Origin of the sequence: Floricoccus penangensis (assembly GCF_001832885.1) — a bacterium.
In the GTDB taxonomy this organism is placed as follows: domain Bacteria; phylum Bacillota; class Bacilli; order Lactobacillales; family Streptococcaceae; genus Floricoccus; species Floricoccus penangensis.
This window is the reverse complement of record NZ_MKIQ01000023.1, coordinates 77,974-95,644: the sequence shown is the minus strand read 5'-3', so window position 1 is coordinate 95,644 and position 17,671 is coordinate 77,974. Positions and strand designations below refer to the sequence as shown.

Below are 17,671 nucleotides of genomic sequence, written 5' to 3'. Positions count from 1 at the left end.
AAATTAAAAGAATCAGAACATAAAATCTGATTCTCTCAAACATATTTATCCAAATACTTTTCCTAGAACTTCTGTTAGCGTGGTAACTCCTATAACCTGAATTGTATCAGGTACTTTTAATCCTGTTAAAGAATTTTTTGGTACATAAATTTTCTTAAACCCAAGTTTAGCTGCTTCGTTTATACGACTTTCAATTCTGTTTACTCGTCGAATTTCTCCTGTTAAACCAATTTCGCCAATAAAAGCCGCATCCGCTTCGGTAGGCTCTTCCTTATAACTTGAAGCGATAGCTACCGCTACTGCAAGGTCAATAGCTGGTTCATCAAGTTTTACACCACCAGCCGACTTAAGGTAGGCATCTTGATTTTGTAGCAATAATCCTGCTCTTTTTTCGAGAACTGCCATAATCAGGCTAACTCTATTAAAGTCAAGGCCTGTTGTTGTTCGTTTAGCATTTCCAAACACAGTCGGTGTAACTAAGGCTTGTATTTCAACTAATATTGGTCTAGTACCTTCCATTGATACAACAATTGCTGATCCAGTTGCACCTGCAAGGCGTTCTTCCAAAAAGACCTCTGATGGGTTTGTTACTTCAACTAAACCAACTGATTGCATCTCAAAAATACCAATTTCATTAGTTGATCCGAACCTATTTTTTACTGCCCTTAAGATTCTAAAAGTATGCTGTCTTTCTCCTTCAAAATAAAGTACAGTATCAACCATGTGCTCAAGCATCCTTGGTCCTGCTAGATTACCTTCTTTAGTGACATGACCAACAATAAATATTGCAATATTATTCATTTTAGCTAACTGCATTAGTTCTGCAGTAACTTCTTTTATCTGACTTACACTTCCTTGTACACTACTTATTTCTGGCGACATAATTGTTTGTATAGAATCTACAATCACAAAATTAGGCTGCATTCTTTCAATCTCAGCACGTATATTGACCATATTCGTTTCTGCATAGAGGTAAAAATCACTATTGATATCACCAAGTCGCTCTGCCCTTAGTTTTATTTGTTGAGCACTTTCTTCACCTGACACATACAAAACTCGTCCTCGATTGGCAAGTTGAGTTGAAACCTGAAGTAAAAGTGTTGACTTACCAATCCCTGGGTCTCCACCAATTAGAACCAAGCTTCCTGGTACAACTCCACCACCTAAAACTCTATTAAATTCGTCTAAATCAGTCTCTACACGTAAAGTGTGTTGTGTCTCTACTTCATCAAGCTTCATAGGACGAGATTTTTCACCTGTTAAACTGACACGAGCATTCTTAACCGGCTCAGCTTCAATTTCTTCCAAAAAACTATTCCATTCACCACAGTTAGGACATCGTCCTAAATATTTTGGGGAATGGTAGCCACAATTTTGACAAATGAATGTTGATTTTGCTTTTTTTGCCAAATTATCCTTCTTTCTAAATTACAAAATTCGATAAGTTATCAGGACTTCTTCACTATCTTTTACATTCTCTTTTTTAAATAAATCCCACAATAACGGGTAAGTATCGTCTACTTCAAAATCTTTAAAGCTTTCGACCCCTATAGTATTAGCTTTTAAAGCAAGATTATTCAAGAGAATTTTCAAAACATCTATTTTTTCAGCGTATAAGTATCCTATTTCTATACTGTTAGCTTCATTAGATTTGTATGAAATCAAAACGCCAGAAATATTACCATTATCATAAAACACAGAGGATAAATCTGGAAGAAAATATTCATCTTTAACTATTGCTTCCCATTTTTCAATGTCAAAATTAGCTACTGGATTAACTTCATGTGTCTTCCTATATACTTTATAATGATAGCTCCAAAATCCCAACTTTTCAGCTTTACTCAATTCACTATAAGTCCGTATATTGCTATTATTACCATCATCAAGGAAAATTTCTAAACTTCCTGATAATGTCCTTGTGTTTCTAATAATCTCGAAAGGTAGATTTACTTTTTGAGAGCGATAAAGAAGTCCCTTACCTTCAAATTTAGCAAAACTCACTGCTTCATTCTTTTTTCGTAAGTCTTTTAATAAATAAGATTCTGGATGTGTAGTATTAAAAACTAAAAATTCAGGAATTTCCTTCATTTGTTATTTTCCAGTACTTCCAAAACCACCTGTGCGCTCTCCTTGGGCATTATCTCCATCCGCAACTAAAAATGGCATAAATACACCCTGAACTACTCGTTCTCCTTTTTCAACTAATACGTCTTCATCACTAATGTTCTTCATTTGAGCAAATATAGCTCCTTCATTACTAGGATTATTATAATAATCTCCGTCTATTACACCTACGGAGTTGATTAGAACAAGCCCTTTTTTTCGTGGGTTGCTGCTTCTATCAAAAAGGTAGAGCACTTCCCCTGCCTGCATATAAGCTTTTAGTCCAGTTGGTATGAGTTTAATTTCACCTGGTTTTAATACAGTATTTTCTGATGCCTCTATATCATAACCTGCCGAATGTTCAGTTGAACGTTCAGGTAAATTTATATTTTTATCAGCAAAAGCTGAGATTACTTCAAATCCACGAATTTTCATTTTTATTCTCCAATACTAAATACGATTTTGTTTACTAATTATATCAAAAAAAGAAAGTGAGACTCAATCATATTTTCAAAATAGATTAATCTTCACTTTTTCATTATTATTTATTAATTATAATCCAGCTGTCAATTTTTCTTCTCTTAGCTTTATATAATAATTTTGGTTTGCTGTCTGCATATATGGAAGAACATAGAAAGATGCTAATCCGAGAGTAACTAATACTAAAAGTCCCCAAAGTACAAAGCTCAGGTTGAATATTACATAATCTAGTTTTCTGCCATACATAAGGACTTGACTTCTTTTAATAGCCTGCCTCCAAGAAAGCTTGATACCATTATCAATTGCATCTTTGTATACATTCGTTGCTTGAATATATGAGATAACTTTTGATGTATATAAAATTACTCCACCGATGGCAAAAATCACAATCAAAGACACTGAGAGCCAATTTGGTATATTAGGACTACTTATAAAAGATAAAACTAGGACACACAGCGCAAAAAGGATTCCCCAAAATATCATATAGGCTCCTACTATCAAAGAAATCCCTACATTTGGCCAAAAATATTGACTACTTAAAATTTCAGATTGTTGTTGGAATGCTTTTCCTGTCGGACGACCAAATCTTAAGTTATCCAAAGTTACGTAATTCGCACTACTTCTAGTAATGAAAACTGCAATGGCTACTAATAACGATAAAATGTTCAAAGTTAATGGGGCATCACCGTCAATATAAGCATCTATTTTATATCCAATTGTCCCACTTATGTATGAGAGCACAATTGTTAGAGACCATAAACTAATGCTATATTTAAGATTTTGTCTAACAAAATCCTTAGCTTCTTTTTTGATTAATTTTCTATTCATGTCACTTCTCCTAACGAGTTCTGCCTTTAATTATAACAAACTTGTGAAAAATAAAATAGTATAAACAATATTGTCTATACTACCTATTCCTTATTGAAATATCCCTTTGTTTTATTGACCATTATATGAATGACTAATGCTATCAACAATGGCATTCATTTGTCTTTTTTTCAACCAACCTAGTGAAATCCCAGTTAGAAAGTCATTTGTTTTTTGAAAAAAACCATTTGAATCTTGTTTCTCGCTAATAACAACTTCAGTTGTCCCATCATTTTGAGGATGCAGTTCCCAGCGAGTATGATAAGTAGCTCTATTTGTATAGGTTGAAAAAGCGTAGACTTCGGGTTTAGTCACTTGATCGAACTTAATACGTCCAGACTGATTCTTTCCAAATTCTTTGGTGTACTCATAATTATTTAATTCTTTTAAACTTGGACGAAATCCCGTATGTTTCTCAATGTCATAAAGACCAGACTCAATAATTTTACTGAAAATAAAGCTCTGAGGGACTTTAATCTTTCTTTTTATTTCCATATTTTTCCTCTATCTTCTTACCTTTTAAAATAATACTAATACCAAAAATAAATAGTATGAAACCTAAAAACCATCTTTGATACATTATCATTAGGCCAGCAATTGTAAGTATAGCATAACCCCACGCAACCATATTTTCTCCTTCTACTATGATATTTAGTACTATTATTAAATAAAGGCTGACCGTAGTCAACCTTTATAAGATTTTTAAATATCAGTTTCTTGAATTTTGTTTGCTGAAATTACAAACGGAGCCCAGATTGCAAATGATGCAAGCATACATACGATTGTAACGATTGGAGCACGCCAGTCACCTGCAGTTGCAAGGAATGAGTAAAGAATCGGCGGTGTAGCCCAAGGAATCTGTACTGATACCGGATAAACTAATCCAAAGTAAGTTGCTACCCATCCAATTGTTGTTGCCACGATAGGCGCCAAAATAAATGGAATAAACATGATAGCGTTGAATACGATTGGAAGTCCAAACATAACTGGTTCATTTATGTTAAATAGTCCAGGTGCAATACCAAGTTTAGCTACCTCTCTATAATCCGCACGTTTTGAGAATATAAAGATTGCGATAAGTAGCATTAAAGTACCACCAGATCCACCAAACCATGCATAAGCATCAAATGATCCACGAGTCCAAATATATGCTTTACCATCTTTAACAGCATCTAATACACCTTTTTGTCCAGAAACACCATTGTATCCTTTTTCAACAATATTAGCGTTGATAAGTAATGCTTGTTGCCAAATACCATCTAAAACTGGTGCAAAAACATTTGGTCCATGAATTCCGAAGAACCAGAACAACTGTACAAAGAATGATACAATCAATACTGAAGCTAAGCTTTGAGATAGACCCAAGAATGGTTCAGCAAGATATTTTTGAATGAGATCAATAATCAACTGACCATCTGTAAATTTTGTAACAATAAAGTTGATAATTGCAACAACATAAATTGCAACTGTCGCTGGAATTATTGCAGCAAATGCTTTAGATACTGCAGGTGGTACTGAATCAGGCATTTTGATTGTAATATTCTTATTCATTAATTTACTGAATATAAGAACAGCAATAGTACTGATAATCATTACTGTGAAATATGCTCTTGCATCCAAATGACCAAGTTTAAGCCATCCCCATCCACCTTTAGAAATACTATCAGCAGTAGCAGACCAACCTCCGTCAGCACCTGTTGTGTTAATAGCATCTACAACTGATGAAGGAAGTTTAGTTTCTAATGTGTCTGAATATGCAAATGCAATACCTTGAATAAAAGCAGCCACACTGACAATTCCTCCAGCAAGCTCATTAGTCTTGTAAGCTTTTGCTAGATTATATCCCCAAGAGAAAGCAAACATTAACCCAATGACTGCAAGTGTACCATTCCATACAAATCCATTTACTCCAATAATTTCGCGAATAACTGGAACAGTACTTGCATCGTAATCAGGCCAAAACTGTTTTGGAATGTCACGAATAATTGCATTAATCATTACTGCAATTGATCCTGCCATTACAGCAGGCATTGTGCCAATAAAGGCATCACGTAAAGCTACTAAGTGCTTCTCAGAACCAATCTTAGCAGCAATTGGTACGAGATGTTTCTCGAGCCATGCAGAAATTTTGTCCATAAAAATACTCCTTTAATAAAATATATTAATTAATAACCTTGTAAAGTTCAACAATTTCTTTTGCTAAATCTACAAAGGCAATTCCCGTCATTAAGTGGTCCTGTGCATGAACCATGTAAATATTTAGTGGCACTTCTTCACCATTTGCTGCCTTAGTTAAAAGATCAGTTTGCCCGTGGTGAGCTTCCACAATTGCTTTACCTGCTGCATCAAGCTTTTCTTGTGCTTTATCGAAGTCTCCTACCTTAGCTGCTGCTATAGCTTCGATTGCATTAGACTTCGCTTCACCACCATACATAATAAGTGGCATGATGATTTCAAGTTGTGCGTCATCCATATGTGAATTATTCTCCTTTCTTTTTTTCAAACCATTTTTCAGATGCGTTTTTCATCTACACTTATCATATCACAGAATATTGAAAGTGCAAACGCTTACGAAAACATAAAATAATTTTATTGCATTCTTTTAAATTAATATAAAAAGCTATAAAGCTATATATACAAACTATAACGAAAAATGATAAAATAACACTTTCTGATTTTATAAAAATTGGTATATACCACAGCCTGTTGCTAAATATAGGTTTTCAAGCGTTTTCATAAAACTTGTACTATTTTAAGAAACATGTTGTTAAAAAACACAAAAAAACAGCCTAAAATCATTGACAGGCTGTATTAATATATTTTATCTGTAAATTGAAAATATGCAAAAGAACATTAGAAGAGTTGAATATATTACTAAAGCGATAAACCGAACCCCTTTAGAATTTCTCATTCCTGGATAATTATATGGAATTGCAAAAGCAAGTAATATTCCTCCTATTACTCCTCCTATGTGACCTAACAAGCTTACATTGACTTCAAATAAATTCGAAACTAAGTTAAACACTATTAAAGCTAAATATCCTTTTGCTACTTCTCTAAATGCTGAATTATTAGCTATGTAACCAAGTGCTACAACTCCTGCAAACATTCCAAATATTGATGTTGATGCTCCAGCAGATATTGTATCTGGACTAAAATACAGTGACATGGCATTTGCAAATATTCCAGAAAACATATAAAGAATAAAGAAACGAAATGATCCAAATATTTCTTCAACCTGTGCACCGATAAAATAGATTGCGAAAATATTAAACAAAAAATGCGAAAAACCAATGTGAACAAATATCGGAGTTATAAGACGCCATAAATCAAAAGGCGAGCTTATTACTCCTCCCCACAGAGCGCCTGATTTTATTAATGCAACAGGTGATGTCATACCATCAGGACCATACACAATCAACATGTATACAAAAACAATTGTTGTAATAGCCGTGATGATATAAGTCACCTTGTGATTAGGATTAAAATATTTTTTTAAATTTGTCATTTTTCCTCTTTTCTATCATAAAAATAGATTTTTTTCACTTTCATATCAAAATTCTCTACTTGGAAATCTTGTTTTTGAAAGTCAAAGGCAAGACTTATAGTCTCCCCATGATAATTTTCTAAATATCGATCATAGAATCCCCCACCATAACCTATTCGATATCCTTCCCTATCAAATGCTAAGCCTGGTACGAGAATTAAATCCGGTATCACTGAATCTAATCCTACCGGTTCCCAAATTCCAAATTTTGATAATTCTAATTTATCTTCATCATAAGTGTAGAATTTCATCAATCCCTTATCAATTACCTTTGGAATAACAACCATCTTATTTTTCTCTAATAGTCGCTTTCTAATATAAGTAGTATCAAATTCAAAAGGCATAGACATAAACAATGCGATAATATTACTATCTTTTACTTGCTGATTTTCAAGAAATCTTTTATTTAAGTAAGATTCTTGTAAAGACTTTTCTGAATTTTTTTGACTTTTCAGAGCCTTTTGCATATTTTCTCTAGTTATTGCTTTCTTTTTCATATTATATATGATACACTAAATTTGTATTTTATTTAAGAATTAAATCGGTGCTTGTTGCATTCTGTAAAAAGATTCAATGTTACACACTTTTAAGGCTAAAGAGATACAAATAAATTTTTAGGAGTGTGTTCACATGGCACAAGGTACTGTTAAATGGTTTAACCCAGAAAAAGGTTTTGGTTTCATCACAGCTGAAGATGGTAAAGATGTATTCGTACATTTCTCTGCTATCCAAACTGATGGATTCAAAACTCTCGAAGAAGGTCAAGCAGTTGAATTCGACGTTGAAGACGGACAACGCGGACCTCAAGCGGTTAACGTAACAAAAGCTTAATTTAATTAAGTAGTAAAAATGGACTGACCTCGGTTGGTCCATTTTGCTGTTATAAAATGGTACTGAACTACACATATAATTCAAAAATTTTATTGCTTGGCTGATAATATATTCATAATTACTATATTTAAAGTCAGTTTATCTTATAGAACCATCTACAAAATATGTGAAAGGAGAAACACTTAAATGAATGATTTAACGAAGGGAAATATTTCTAAAGGACTGATTTTATTTACTCTCCCTCTTTTATTGGGAAATTTTTTCCAGATATTATATCACACTACAGATACAATTATAGTTGGTCAGACTCTGGGTAAACTAGCATTAGCCAGTGTCGGTGCTACAGGTGCAGTTAACTTTTTAATTGTAGGCTTTGCTCAAGGATTGACAAGTGGATTAACTATTGTAACTGCCCAACGTTTTGGTGCAAAGCATTTTCAGGATGTCAAAAAGTCTTTTGCTACCGGTCTTGTGTTTACCGTAGTTGCCTCTCTAATTTTAAGTGTCCTATCTGTAATTTTTATTGGACCACTTCTTAAATTGATGCAGACTCCTGATGAAATATTTGAGGGTGCTAAAACTTTTATGACTTTCATGCTTGGTGGGATGATTTTCGCTAACTTATTTAACTTTCTATCAAACGCCTTGAGAGCTCTTGGAGACTCAAAAACTCCACTGTATGCCTTAGTTATTTCAAGCATAGCAAATATTATATTGGAATATACCGCCATTTTAGGTCTTGGGTGGGGTATTGCAGGTGCTAGTATCGCGACGGTTACTGCTCAAGCAATTTCGGTTTGTTACTTGGTCTATCATATCTCGAAAAAAGTTCCCGAACTATATTTCCCTACAGAGTATCTTAAGTTTGATAAAAATGAATTTAAAGAGCACGCTCGCCTGAGCCTTCCAATGGGCTTTCAGTCAAGTATTATTGCTATTGGGAGCATTACCCTCCAAATCGCCTTAAACACCTTAGGGACTAACGCAGTGGCTACACAATCAATAGTAAGTAAAGTCGATCAATTTGCAATGCTTCCCATGATTTCAATCGGACTTGCCATGTCGACATTTGCTGCACAAAACTACGGTGCCCAAAAATATAAACGAATAATCTCTGGATTGAAACAAGCTACCTTAATTTCAGTAATCTGGGGAATTATTTATGCCATTTTATTAATTACTTTTAACCACCAAATCACAACTGTTTTTATATCATCAAGTGAAACAGCTGTAATTAATATGGCTAAACAATACTATATTATTAATGGTGCCTTTTACTGGCTTTTAGCAATTTTATTTTCTACTCGAGGTACAATTCAAGGTCTTGGAAATAGTAAAATCCCGACATTAGCAGGATTTATGGAATTATTTATGAGGGCTGGAGTTGCTATATATGGTGTCCATAAGATGAGCTATACAATTGTTGTAGCTTCCAACCCCGCAGCTTGGATAGGAAGTATATTGGTCTTAATACCTACAATATTAGTGACAGTAAGAAGTTTCAAAAAATTATCATAGTATAAATGGAAAATCTACTCCCAAATTAAAGGAAGTAGATTTTTTTATTTTATACCTTTAAGGATGACAACATTTCCCAAATTGCTTTTTAGTTTTAAGATCCATGGTAAATCAATTTTTTCTTCTAAAGGAATAATTTCAATTTCTGAAACATCCATATCTTTAATAAATTTATCAAAATCTCCAAAAGCATTTCTATCTTTGAACTGATCAATTAGAACAAACTCACCACCGACACGTAGAGTACGTAATGATTCGTAAACTAGATTTTCATTTTTTTCACCGGCTGCTTGCTGATAAGTCAGCACGCTTGTTAACCCATCAAATGCTCCATCCTTAAATGGAAGTCGGTTTATATGAACACGTGAAAATTTAACTTGCTTGAGGCTCACTCCTTCAAGTTCAGCATTTTGTCGACATTCTTCATCACCTGAAAGTAATGGCTGACGATTTTTTTTATTTTTCTTTTTTTTGTTGTCTCTTCTTTTGATAAGCGCATCGTCTCGCCAGTGATCTACACCTTCAATGGTAATTTTAGGATTTTTCTTAGCTAACTTAATTGGAAGTGCTCCGCTTAAAGTACCCACATCCAATACTTTCCCCTCTTCAAGATCAAACTCTTGAGCGGCAAGATTATAAATTTTATCTTGATAGTTTCCACCACTAGGCGAGAATGCGTTATAGGTCAAGCTAAGTTTAAAAGTCATGATAATAGCAGGAACAGCTGCTACCCACATGAGAATATTTGCTAATTGTCCAAAATCATAGATTAATGGCAAGAGAAGTAGAAATAAACTTACTGCAAGAAAAATAACAACTTTTCTTTTAGGGATCCATGACCGATAATGTGTTTTTTTCATAATATACTTTCTAAATTCTACTCTTTAAAAATTTTGCAATATTTTCAACTCCAAATGACAGAGCTTTTTCATCTGGAGACATTTTAGGGTGGTGAAGTGCATAGGGACTGTCAATTCCAAGCCAGAACATAACACCCGGTACTTGATGAAGAAGATAGCCAAAATCCTCTCCTGTCATGCTTGGAAGGACATCTAAGAGATTCACCCCTTCCTCTTCATTAAAGAAGGACATCAAATTATCTGCTAACTCTAGATTATTCTCAACTGGCAAATAGCCTTTTTGATTCAAAGAAACTTCAACATCTAAATCAAAACTCATTGCTACACCTTCAGCAATTTGACGAACTCGTTTTTGAGTCAATTCATTCATCTCTGCTGTTAGAGTGCGGATGGTTCCTTTAACAGTTGCTACTTCTGAAATTATATTATGCGTATTTCCAGCATGAAAGCTTCCGATAGTTACTACTGCTCCCTCAATAGGGTTAACATTTCTACTAACAACCGTTTGAACCTGAGTAACAAATGTTGCTGCTGCCACAAGGGCATCACGTGTATTGTGTGGAAAAGCAGCATGTCCACCAAGACCCTTAAAAGTTATCTCAATCTCACAAGTCCCTGCAAACAGGGTATTATTGTTAGAAGCAATGGTACCAACCGGCAAATCTGGATTAACATGAAGACCATAGAATTCGTCAGGAAGCCAGTCACCAAATGCTCCATCTTTATACATAAGCATACCACCGGCTTCATTTTCCTCAGCTGGCTGAAAAAGGAAAAGCATATTGTTCTTAGGTTGCTCAAGAGATAACTGATCAAGAAGGCCCAAGGCAATTGTCATATGGCAATCATGGCCACAAGCATGCATTCGACCTTCATGGATTGACTTAAACTCTAAACCTGTTTCTTCAACAATAGGTAGACCGTCAATATCAGTTCTCCAGCCTATCGTTTTCTCAGGATCACTTCCATGAAGCATAACCAAAATACCTGTATTCCATGTTCGAATTTCAGTAAAATTATTTTTTTCAGCAATTTTACCTATTTTTTCCATCAAATACTTGTGAGTTTCAAACTCTTCAAGACCAATCTCTGGAATTTGATGAAGTTCTCTTCTAGTTTTTATTAAATCAATCATATTACTTATCCTCTAAATATTTACGACCATTAAACTCAATCGCTCTCTCTAGCAAATCTGTTAAGATATCTTTACTTGTATCATAAGGTATTTGAATTGCTCCCTTTGAGAAATTTAAATTCAGTTCATTTAGCAAAGACTCATTTGCATAAATAAAAGCTGGCATAGGATAAAAACCTAACCATTTTTTATTTAAGCTTAGATAAATAAGTAGTTGTATTCCTTTTGCCTTTTCATCTGGGTAAAAAGCTGGCATGGCATAACTTATTTTTTCTACAGTTGTCGGCCAAATTTCATGGACTTTATTTCTAGCAAATTCAAAATACTTTTTTTGCTCTTTTGTTGCTGAACTTTGGGCAATATAATCATCTATTTCTTGATTTCTTAACATAGCATTCTCCATGTCCTAAAATTAATACTATTAATTATAAATATTCAAGGAAGTTTTAATTTTTATAAGTTTCTCAAAGCGTCTTCTAATGCTGTTTTCGCTTCAGTTTTTTCATCAATTTCTTTAATAATTCTTGCTGGAACTCCTGCAACTACGACACGTTCAGGTACATCCTCAGTTACGATTGCTCCTGCTGCTACTACTGCTCCGTCACCTATTTGAACTCCTTCAATGACTACAGCATTAGCTCCTACAAGAACGTTATCACCAACACGAACTGGTTCTGCGCTAGCTGGCTCAATAACGCCTGCAAGAACAGCTCCTGCACCAATATGACTATTATTACCTACGATAGCTCGACCGCCAAGAATAGCTCCCATATCAATCATTGTCCCTGCACCAATTTCAGCACCAATATTGATAACTGCACCCATCATAATAACTGCGTTATCCCCAATTTCGACTTGGTCACGAATAATTGCACCTGGTTCAATACGTGCATTAATTTCTTTTTTATCCAGTAAAGGAACAGCTGAATTACGAGCATCATTTTCAATTACATATTCATCTGCTTTTAGATTTTCAAGCAATGGTTTTACATCTGCCCAATCACCAAATACAATTCCAAATCCATCTTTAACAATTGAATCAAAATTTTGTACTTTACTTAAATCACCTTTTAAATTCCCTTTATAAGTTACTTTAACAGGTGTTTTCTTTTCGGCATTTCCAATAAATTGAATAATTTCTTGTGCATTCATTTTTGTAGTCATCATATCTCCTCTTTTATCAAATACTTTTTTATTTTATAAAACCATTCCACATGAATAAAATAGCCATCAAAACAACTATCGATAATATTAAAGCGGTATCTCTAAAATGCCATTTTAAAATACGGTACTTGCTTCTATTGTCTCCACCTTGGAAACCTCGACTTTCCATAGCAATTGCCAAATCATCCGCCCTCTTAAAACTTGAAACAAACAAAGGAATTAGGATAGGAATAACACTTTTAATTTTTTGGATTAGGTTTCCTTCTCCAAAATCCATCCCTCTTGATCTTTGAGCATTCATAATTCTTGTTGTATCATCCATCAATGTAGGAATGAAACGTAGGCTTATTGAAAGCATCAGACCAATATCGTAAACTGGGACTCCTATTTTTTTTAGTGGCGCAAGTCCAGTAGCAACACCATCTGCGAGTGTTAATGGTGCTGTTGTTAGCGTAAGAACTGTACTTAGAATTATTATCAAGATTAACCTTAGTGACATATAGAGGGCATTCATTAGGGCACCTGTCGTAATATTGATAATCCAGAATTTAAAAATAGTTTCTCCACTTGCGGTAAACAATATTTGGAATAAAGCTGTGAAAATAATTAATCCAAACATTGGTTTTAAACCAGTATAGTAATAAGAAATTTTTATTTTTGAAAGAACTACTGCTAATACAGTGTAGGCAAATAAAATTCCATATCCAACTAGATCAGTTGCCATAAAAATTACAAATACAAAAGCAAACATTGCAAGTAGCTTGCTTCGAGGATCCATCCTGTGAATTATTGAATCACCAGGTATGTATCGACCCATAATTATTTTATCCATGAATCTTATCCTCCAACATATTAACTAATTCTTTTCTTGTTATTGGAAGATGATCAAAATTTACACCTTTTTCAGTAAGTTTTAATGCGAAATCAGTTGCTTTAGGAACCCCTAGCTGATTTTTCTTCATAAAATCCACATCTTGAAATACATCACTAGGAACACCTGACTTCACCACGCGCCCCTTATCTAAAACATAAGCATAATCTGCATAATCTGCCACATCATCCATTAAATGAGTTACAAGGACTGTTGTCAAATTATCTTTTTTGTGAAGACTATAAAATAATTCCATCATTTTAATTCTAGCTTTCGGATCAAGACCTGCTGTTGGTTCATCAAGAACTAATACATCAGGATTCATAGCTAAAATCCCAGCTATTGCTACACGGCGCATTTGCCCTCCAGATAATTCAAATGGTGAACGTTCAAATAATTCCTCATCAATATCAACCAAAGCTAATTTTTCACGAGCAATTTTTTCAGCTTCAACACTAGAAATTCCGAAATTTTGTGGACCAAAGGCTACGTCCTTAAGGACAGTTTCTTCAAAAAGTTGAGCTTCAGGAAATTGGAAGACGACCCCCACTCTTTTTCTAATTGGTTTTATATCTTTGTTTTTACTTTCGTTAGTGATTACTGTATCAAAAACTTTCACGCTGCCACGAGTTGGTTTAATTAATCCATTCAAGTGTTGCAAAAGTGTTGATTTACCAGATCCTGTATGTCCTATAAGAGCTGTGTAACTTCCATCTTCAATATCTAAATTAATATCGAAAAGAGCCTGATTCTCAAAAGGGGTATTTATTTGGTACACATAATCTACTTTTTCAAATACGATTGCCATAAATAATCAGCCAATCCTTCCTCATCCATATATTTTTCAGGGATATCAAAGCCCTTTGCTCTTAAATCTATCATAAGGTTCGAAGTAAATGGAACATCAAGTCCTATTGATACCATGTCATTTTCACTTTCAAAAATCTCATCAGGAGTAGCAATACGAACAACTTCTCCATCCTTCATGACTACTATGCGATCAGAATTAACCGCTTCATCAAGATCATGTGTAATTGAAAGGACAGTCAAACCATACTCATCTTTAATTTCTCTAACAACATTCATGAGCTTATTACGACCGTTTGGATCAAGCATACTTGTTGCTTCATCTAAAATAATAATTTTTGGACGAAGAGCGATGACTCCGGCAATAGCTACACGTTGTTTCTGTCCACCTGATAGGCTAGCTGGCTCACGATCCTTGAAGTCTGACATATTTACCAGTTCAAGAACATCATCAACACGTTTAATCATCTCATCACGCTCAATTTGTTGATTTTCCATCCCAAAAGCAATATCGTCCTCAACAGTAGCTCCGACGAATTGATTATCAGGATTTTGAAAAACCATACCAATTTTGCGGCGAATATCCCAGACATTATCTTCAGTCAGGATGTCTCCATCAACTATGATTGTTCCAGATAAAGCAGGCATCAAACCATCTATCAAGCGGGCTGTCGTTGATTTACCAGATCCATTACGTCCGATAATGCTAATCCACTCTCCCTCATTAACATCAAAGCTTACACCTGATAGATTTAGCTTGTCACTATCCTCTTCATATTTATATGTTAAATTTTGAATTTCAAGAATTTTTTTCATGTTCTAATTATAGCATGTAGCCTTTACCTTTGCTAGGGTTTAAGAACTACCCTTCATCTATTTCAGTGGTTTTCATGAGTTTTTCTTATTTTAAAACTTAACTAAAATTTATTAGATTACTTCAAATTATGACTCTAATCCTTTAAAAATAGTAACCTTATAGGACCTTATCAGTTTACTATCCTCTGAACTTTTGATTTAATATTCAGATAATTATTGATAAAAAAATTAATCTATTATACCTAGTAAAACCTCCATGCTTAAACCAAGTAAAACTGACAATTCGACTAGTTTATAAAAATCAGGCAAATTTTCACCTCTTTCCCAACTATCAACTACCTCTTGATTTACATTCAAATAATCTGCTATTTGTTTTTTAGTTAGACATTTAATTCTTCTTGCAAATTTAATTTTTCTTGCGAACATATAACTTCCTCCTTATAAATTTAATGAAACTATATCAAAAAATTGGTTGATAAATCATATCTTATCACCAATTGACTTTTAATAATCCTGAATAACTAGAGCATATGATAGCATTAAAAAAATATCTAATATATATATTAGATATCTTAAAATTAATAATCCAAACTCACTCCCCTGTTTGCTATCATTTCTTTCAACTTTTTTCCCTTTCCTAGAGAAAAACGTCTATTTATCTTTTTATCAAAATATACATCACGAGTCTTATAATCAATTAATGTGATATTTTCAGGATTAACTATACAATATCTACTTATTCTAAACAGACCAAGATTTGTTTTCTCCACTTCTGATAATTTACCATAAAATTCAAATTTTGCATTTTTGGTTAATAACACTAATCGATGTGGGATTCCCGAAGGCTCAAAAAACAATATATCATCTAATTTTATATTGTAAATTTGGCTACCCACCTTAAATGAAAAGTTTCTTCCTTGTATAATATTTGCACAAGCAATTCTTTCTTGAGCTATACTTAAACTAGATGCAATTTCTGCTCTAAATTCATCAAAACCTTGGTTCTTATCTATAAAAGCTAAGGGTTCGACCCTCCTTTTAAGAGTCTTAGGTGCCACTTCTCCATGAGTTGTGATGAATATAATTTTTGCTTGCACGTCGCTTGCTCTAATCTTCTCTGCTAAATCTATTCCCGTAAGGTTATGACTTAAATCATAATCTAAAAAATAAATCCCTCCATTTGGTTTATAATTTGAAATATATTTTAATACTTCATCGGGATTTTGAGATTTTAATCCTAAACGAAAGTGCTCGCCATGAAACATAATATAATTTTCTACAATCCCTTGTAGCATATTTAATTGTGATTGGTTGTCTTCACATATTATTATTGGATAGCTCATAATTCCTCCTATTTCATAATAATCATTATTCTAGTAGAAAATTTTTCAGTAGCAGAATATTGAACAAAGAGATTATCATATTTTTCCGATATCTCCTTAACGTTAGATAGTCCAAATCCTGAATGTCCCTTCTTACTAGTATTACCTTCCTCAATGTAATAATCTATATCTAAATCATTCTTCATATACGGATTTTCAATTAGAAATTCTTGTTCTTCAGAGTTTTGATATATAAATATTTCTACTTTTCCAGTACCCATTATAGAAATTTCTTGCACAGCATTGTCAATACTATTTCCAATGATTCTTATCATATCGTGGGTTTCAATATTACTTTTGGATATTGTTGTTTTGCATTCAAATTCATAGTCTATCTTATCATGCTTCATTTGCACTAATTTCATGAATAAAAATCCTTTTATTAATGGATCCTCTATATTAAGCAAATCTCCCATAGAATCCACAATCTCTCCCTCAAAATACTTGGAAGAGTATCTATCAAAGTCTTCAATCATCGCAAGATTAATAGTACCATCTATGTAACTACTTTTCAGAGCTAGCATTATATTTGTATAATCATGTCTAAATTTATTCAATTCTCTTTGATTCTGTTCTAATTCATCAGTATAATATTTCAAATTATTAAGTTGATTATCAATTAACTCTCTTTTAGCTCGTGTCTTAGAGTTTTCCATCTGAATAATAAAAATTGTTATAATAAAAATTAATTGCAATAATAAAAATATAGAAAACCCAAGGATAATCGTATTAGTCGTACCAGTTCTTCTTCCAAAGTAAAAAAAACTTTCCAAAATGATTAATATATATACAGAGAGGATAGATAATGTGTAATTTCCATCCCTAACAATGTTAGCAAAATTATATTTCCTACAAAGATAAAAAATTAATATCAATATAATTAATACCATAAAATTTTCGGTACTAATAATAAAAATATTCAACACTTTTAAATTTATTATAAATGGTAGAATCATGACTCTTACAACTATGGTAGTAAAATTAAAAATTATTCTAGAGATAAGCACTGTATTCATTAAATAATAATCTGGATTTGATTCACGATACATAATATATATACTAATAATTAATATTATCGTTGGAATAAATTCATATATATCATAGATGAGCACTGTACTAAAGAAGTTTAATACAATCAAAAAAATATTTCTTATTAAGATATCTTTTTTTCTCTTCCCAATTATTAAGGAAAAAAATATAAAATAAATTATCAATTCAGTCAATAAATTTACTAAAAATACTTTAGAACTTATCTGAAACATGTACTTCCCTCCTATGAACAATTTACTA

The 17,671-nt window shown here is 33.1% G+C and carries 22 protein-coding genes; 2 read left to right on the top strand and 20 right to left on the bottom strand.

The window, feature by feature from the left end:
* Nucleotides 1-45 precede the first annotated feature (45 nt).
* The 10 genes from radA to BG262_RS03730 all read right to left on the bottom strand — a co-directional run bounded on the left by radA (nucleotide 46) and on the right by BG262_RS03730 (nucleotide 7,494).
* Entirely contained in the window at nucleotides 46-1,410 is a 1,365-nt protein-coding gene (gene radA / locus BG262_RS03770; protein WP_070787550.1) for a DNA repair protein RadA, read from the bottom strand.
* A gap of 18 nt (nucleotides 1,411-1,428) precedes the next feature.
* Nucleotides 1,429-2,088, bottom strand: coding sequence for a hypothetical protein (locus BG262_RS03765; RefSeq protein ID WP_070787549.1), 660 nt, complete (start codon nucleotides 2,086-2,088; stop codon nucleotides 1,429-1,431).
* A 3-nt stretch (nucleotides 2,089-2,091) separates the two neighbouring features.
* On the bottom strand, nucleotides 2,092-2,538 hold the full coding sequence (locus BG262_RS03760; protein WP_070787548.1) for a dUTP diphosphatase: 447 nt from the start codon (nucleotides 2,536-2,538) through the stop codon (nucleotides 2,092-2,094).
* A 117-nt stretch (nucleotides 2,539-2,655) separates the two neighbouring features.
* On the bottom strand, nucleotides 2,656-3,411 hold the full coding sequence (locus BG262_RS03755) for a DUF975 family protein (RefSeq protein WP_070787547.1): 756 nt from the start codon (nucleotides 3,409-3,411) through the stop codon (nucleotides 2,656-2,658).
* 111 nt (nucleotides 3,412-3,522) lie between these two features.
* Nucleotides 3,523-3,945: a DUF3284 domain-containing protein gene (locus tag BG262_RS03750; protein ID WP_070787546.1), complete on the bottom strand. Its 423-nt coding sequence runs from the start codon at nucleotides 3,943-3,945 to the stop codon at nucleotides 3,523-3,525.
* Nucleotides 3,923-4,078 carry a hypothetical protein gene (locus BG262_RS10730; RefSeq protein ID WP_158006639.1) on the bottom strand — a complete coding sequence of 52 codons (156 nt, stop codon included), beginning with the start codon at nucleotides 4,076-4,078 and terminating at the stop codon, nucleotides 3,923-3,925. The genes BG262_RS03750 and BG262_RS10730 overlap by 23 nt, the downstream gene beginning before the upstream one ends.
* Nucleotides 4,079-4,152: 74 nt before the next feature.
* Nucleotides 4,153-5,586: a PTS sugar transporter subunit IIC gene (locus BG262_RS03745; protein ID WP_070787545.1), complete on the bottom strand. Its 1,434-nt coding sequence runs from the start codon at nucleotides 5,584-5,586 to the stop codon at nucleotides 4,153-4,155.
* A 25-nt stretch (nucleotides 5,587-5,611) separates the two neighbouring features.
* A complete protein-coding gene (locus BG262_RS03740; RefSeq protein ID WP_070787544.1) occupies nucleotides 5,612-5,923 on the bottom strand; it encodes a PTS lactose/cellobiose transporter subunit IIA in 312 nt (103 codons plus the stop codon).
* A gap of 348 nt (nucleotides 5,924-6,271) precedes the next feature.
* Nucleotides 6,272-6,958: a rhomboid family intramembrane serine protease gene (locus tag BG262_RS03735; protein WP_070787543.1), complete on the bottom strand. Its 687-nt coding sequence runs from the start codon at nucleotides 6,956-6,958 to the stop codon at nucleotides 6,272-6,274.
* Nucleotides 6,955-7,494, bottom strand: coding sequence for a 5-formyltetrahydrofolate cyclo-ligase (locus BG262_RS03730; RefSeq protein ID WP_070787542.1), 540 nt, complete (start codon nucleotides 7,492-7,494; stop codon nucleotides 6,955-6,957). Before BG262_RS03730 ends, BG262_RS03735 begins: the two co-directional genes overlap by 4 nt.
* A gap of 133 nt (nucleotides 7,495-7,627) precedes the next feature.
* Here BG262_RS03730 and BG262_RS03725 point away from each other — a divergent pair, with 133 nt between their 5' ends.
* Both BG262_RS03725 and BG262_RS03720 read left to right on the top strand, forming a co-directional pair.
* Entirely contained in the window at nucleotides 7,628-7,828 is a 201-nt protein-coding gene (locus tag BG262_RS03725; protein ID WP_070787541.1) for a cold-shock protein, read from the top strand.
* 186 nt (nucleotides 7,829-8,014) lie between these two features.
* Nucleotides 8,015-9,346 carry an MATE family efflux transporter gene (locus tag BG262_RS03720; protein ID WP_070787540.1) on the top strand — a complete coding sequence of 444 codons (1,332 nt, stop codon included), beginning with the start codon at nucleotides 8,015-8,017 and terminating at the stop codon, nucleotides 9,344-9,346.
* A gap of 44 nt (nucleotides 9,347-9,390) precedes the next feature.
* Here BG262_RS03720 and BG262_RS03715 read toward each other — a convergent pair whose 3' ends face one another.
* The 10 genes from BG262_RS03715 to BG262_RS10725 form a co-directional block, all read right to left on the bottom strand.
* Complete coding sequence (locus BG262_RS03715; RefSeq protein ID WP_070787539.1) at nucleotides 9,391-10,206, bottom strand: class I SAM-dependent methyltransferase; 816 nt, start codon at nucleotides 10,204-10,206, stop codon at nucleotides 9,391-9,393.
* A 10-nt stretch (nucleotides 10,207-10,216) separates the two neighbouring features.
* Nucleotides 10,217-11,341 carry an N-acetyldiaminopimelate deacetylase gene (locus BG262_RS03710; protein ID WP_070787538.1) on the bottom strand — a complete coding sequence of 375 codons (1,125 nt, stop codon included), beginning with the start codon at nucleotides 11,339-11,341 and terminating at the stop codon, nucleotides 10,217-10,219.
* A 1-nt stretch (nucleotide 11,342) separates the two neighbouring features.
* Nucleotides 11,343-11,732 carry an iron chaperone gene (locus BG262_RS03705; RefSeq protein ID WP_070787537.1) on the bottom strand — a complete coding sequence of 130 codons (390 nt, stop codon included), beginning with the start codon at nucleotides 11,730-11,732 and terminating at the stop codon, nucleotides 11,343-11,345.
* A gap of 62 nt (nucleotides 11,733-11,794) precedes the next feature.
* Nucleotides 11,795-12,508 (bottom strand): 2,3,4,5-tetrahydropyridine-2,6-dicarboxylate N-acetyltransferase, encoded by a 714-nt coding sequence (gene dapD / locus BG262_RS03700; RefSeq protein WP_070787536.1) that lies wholly within the window; start codon nucleotides 12,506-12,508, stop codon nucleotides 11,795-11,797.
* Between the two features lie 25 nt (nucleotides 12,509-12,533).
* Complete coding sequence (locus BG262_RS03695) at nucleotides 12,534-13,337, bottom strand: energy-coupling factor transporter transmembrane component T family protein (protein ID WP_070787535.1); 804 nt, start codon at nucleotides 13,335-13,337, stop codon at nucleotides 12,534-12,536.
* Complete coding sequence (locus BG262_RS03690) at nucleotides 13,330-14,184, bottom strand: energy-coupling factor ABC transporter ATP-binding protein (RefSeq protein ID WP_070787534.1); 855 nt, start codon at nucleotides 14,182-14,184, stop codon at nucleotides 13,330-13,332. The genes BG262_RS03695 and BG262_RS03690 overlap by 8 nt, the downstream gene beginning before the upstream one ends.
* Nucleotides 14,160-14,999 (bottom strand): energy-coupling factor ABC transporter ATP-binding protein, encoded by an 840-nt coding sequence (locus tag BG262_RS03685; protein WP_070787533.1) that lies wholly within the window; start codon nucleotides 14,997-14,999, stop codon nucleotides 14,160-14,162. The genes BG262_RS03690 and BG262_RS03685 overlap by 25 nt, the downstream gene beginning before the upstream one ends.
* Before the next feature lie 228 nt (nucleotides 15,000-15,227).
* Nucleotides 15,228-15,425 (bottom strand): helix-turn-helix domain-containing protein, encoded by a 198-nt coding sequence (locus tag BG262_RS03680; protein ID WP_070787532.1) that lies wholly within the window; start codon nucleotides 15,423-15,425, stop codon nucleotides 15,228-15,230.
* Between the two features lie 152 nt (nucleotides 15,426-15,577).
* On the bottom strand, nucleotides 15,578-16,342 hold the full coding sequence (locus tag BG262_RS03675; protein WP_070787531.1) for a response regulator transcription factor: 765 nt from the start codon (nucleotides 16,340-16,342) through the stop codon (nucleotides 15,578-15,580).
* Nucleotides 16,343-16,350: 8 nt separating this feature from the next.
* Nucleotides 16,351-17,037 (bottom strand): sensor histidine kinase, encoded by a 687-nt coding sequence (locus BG262_RS10725; RefSeq protein WP_158006638.1) that lies wholly within the window; start codon nucleotides 17,035-17,037, stop codon nucleotides 16,351-16,353.
* Nucleotides 17,038-17,671: the final 634 nt, after the last annotated feature.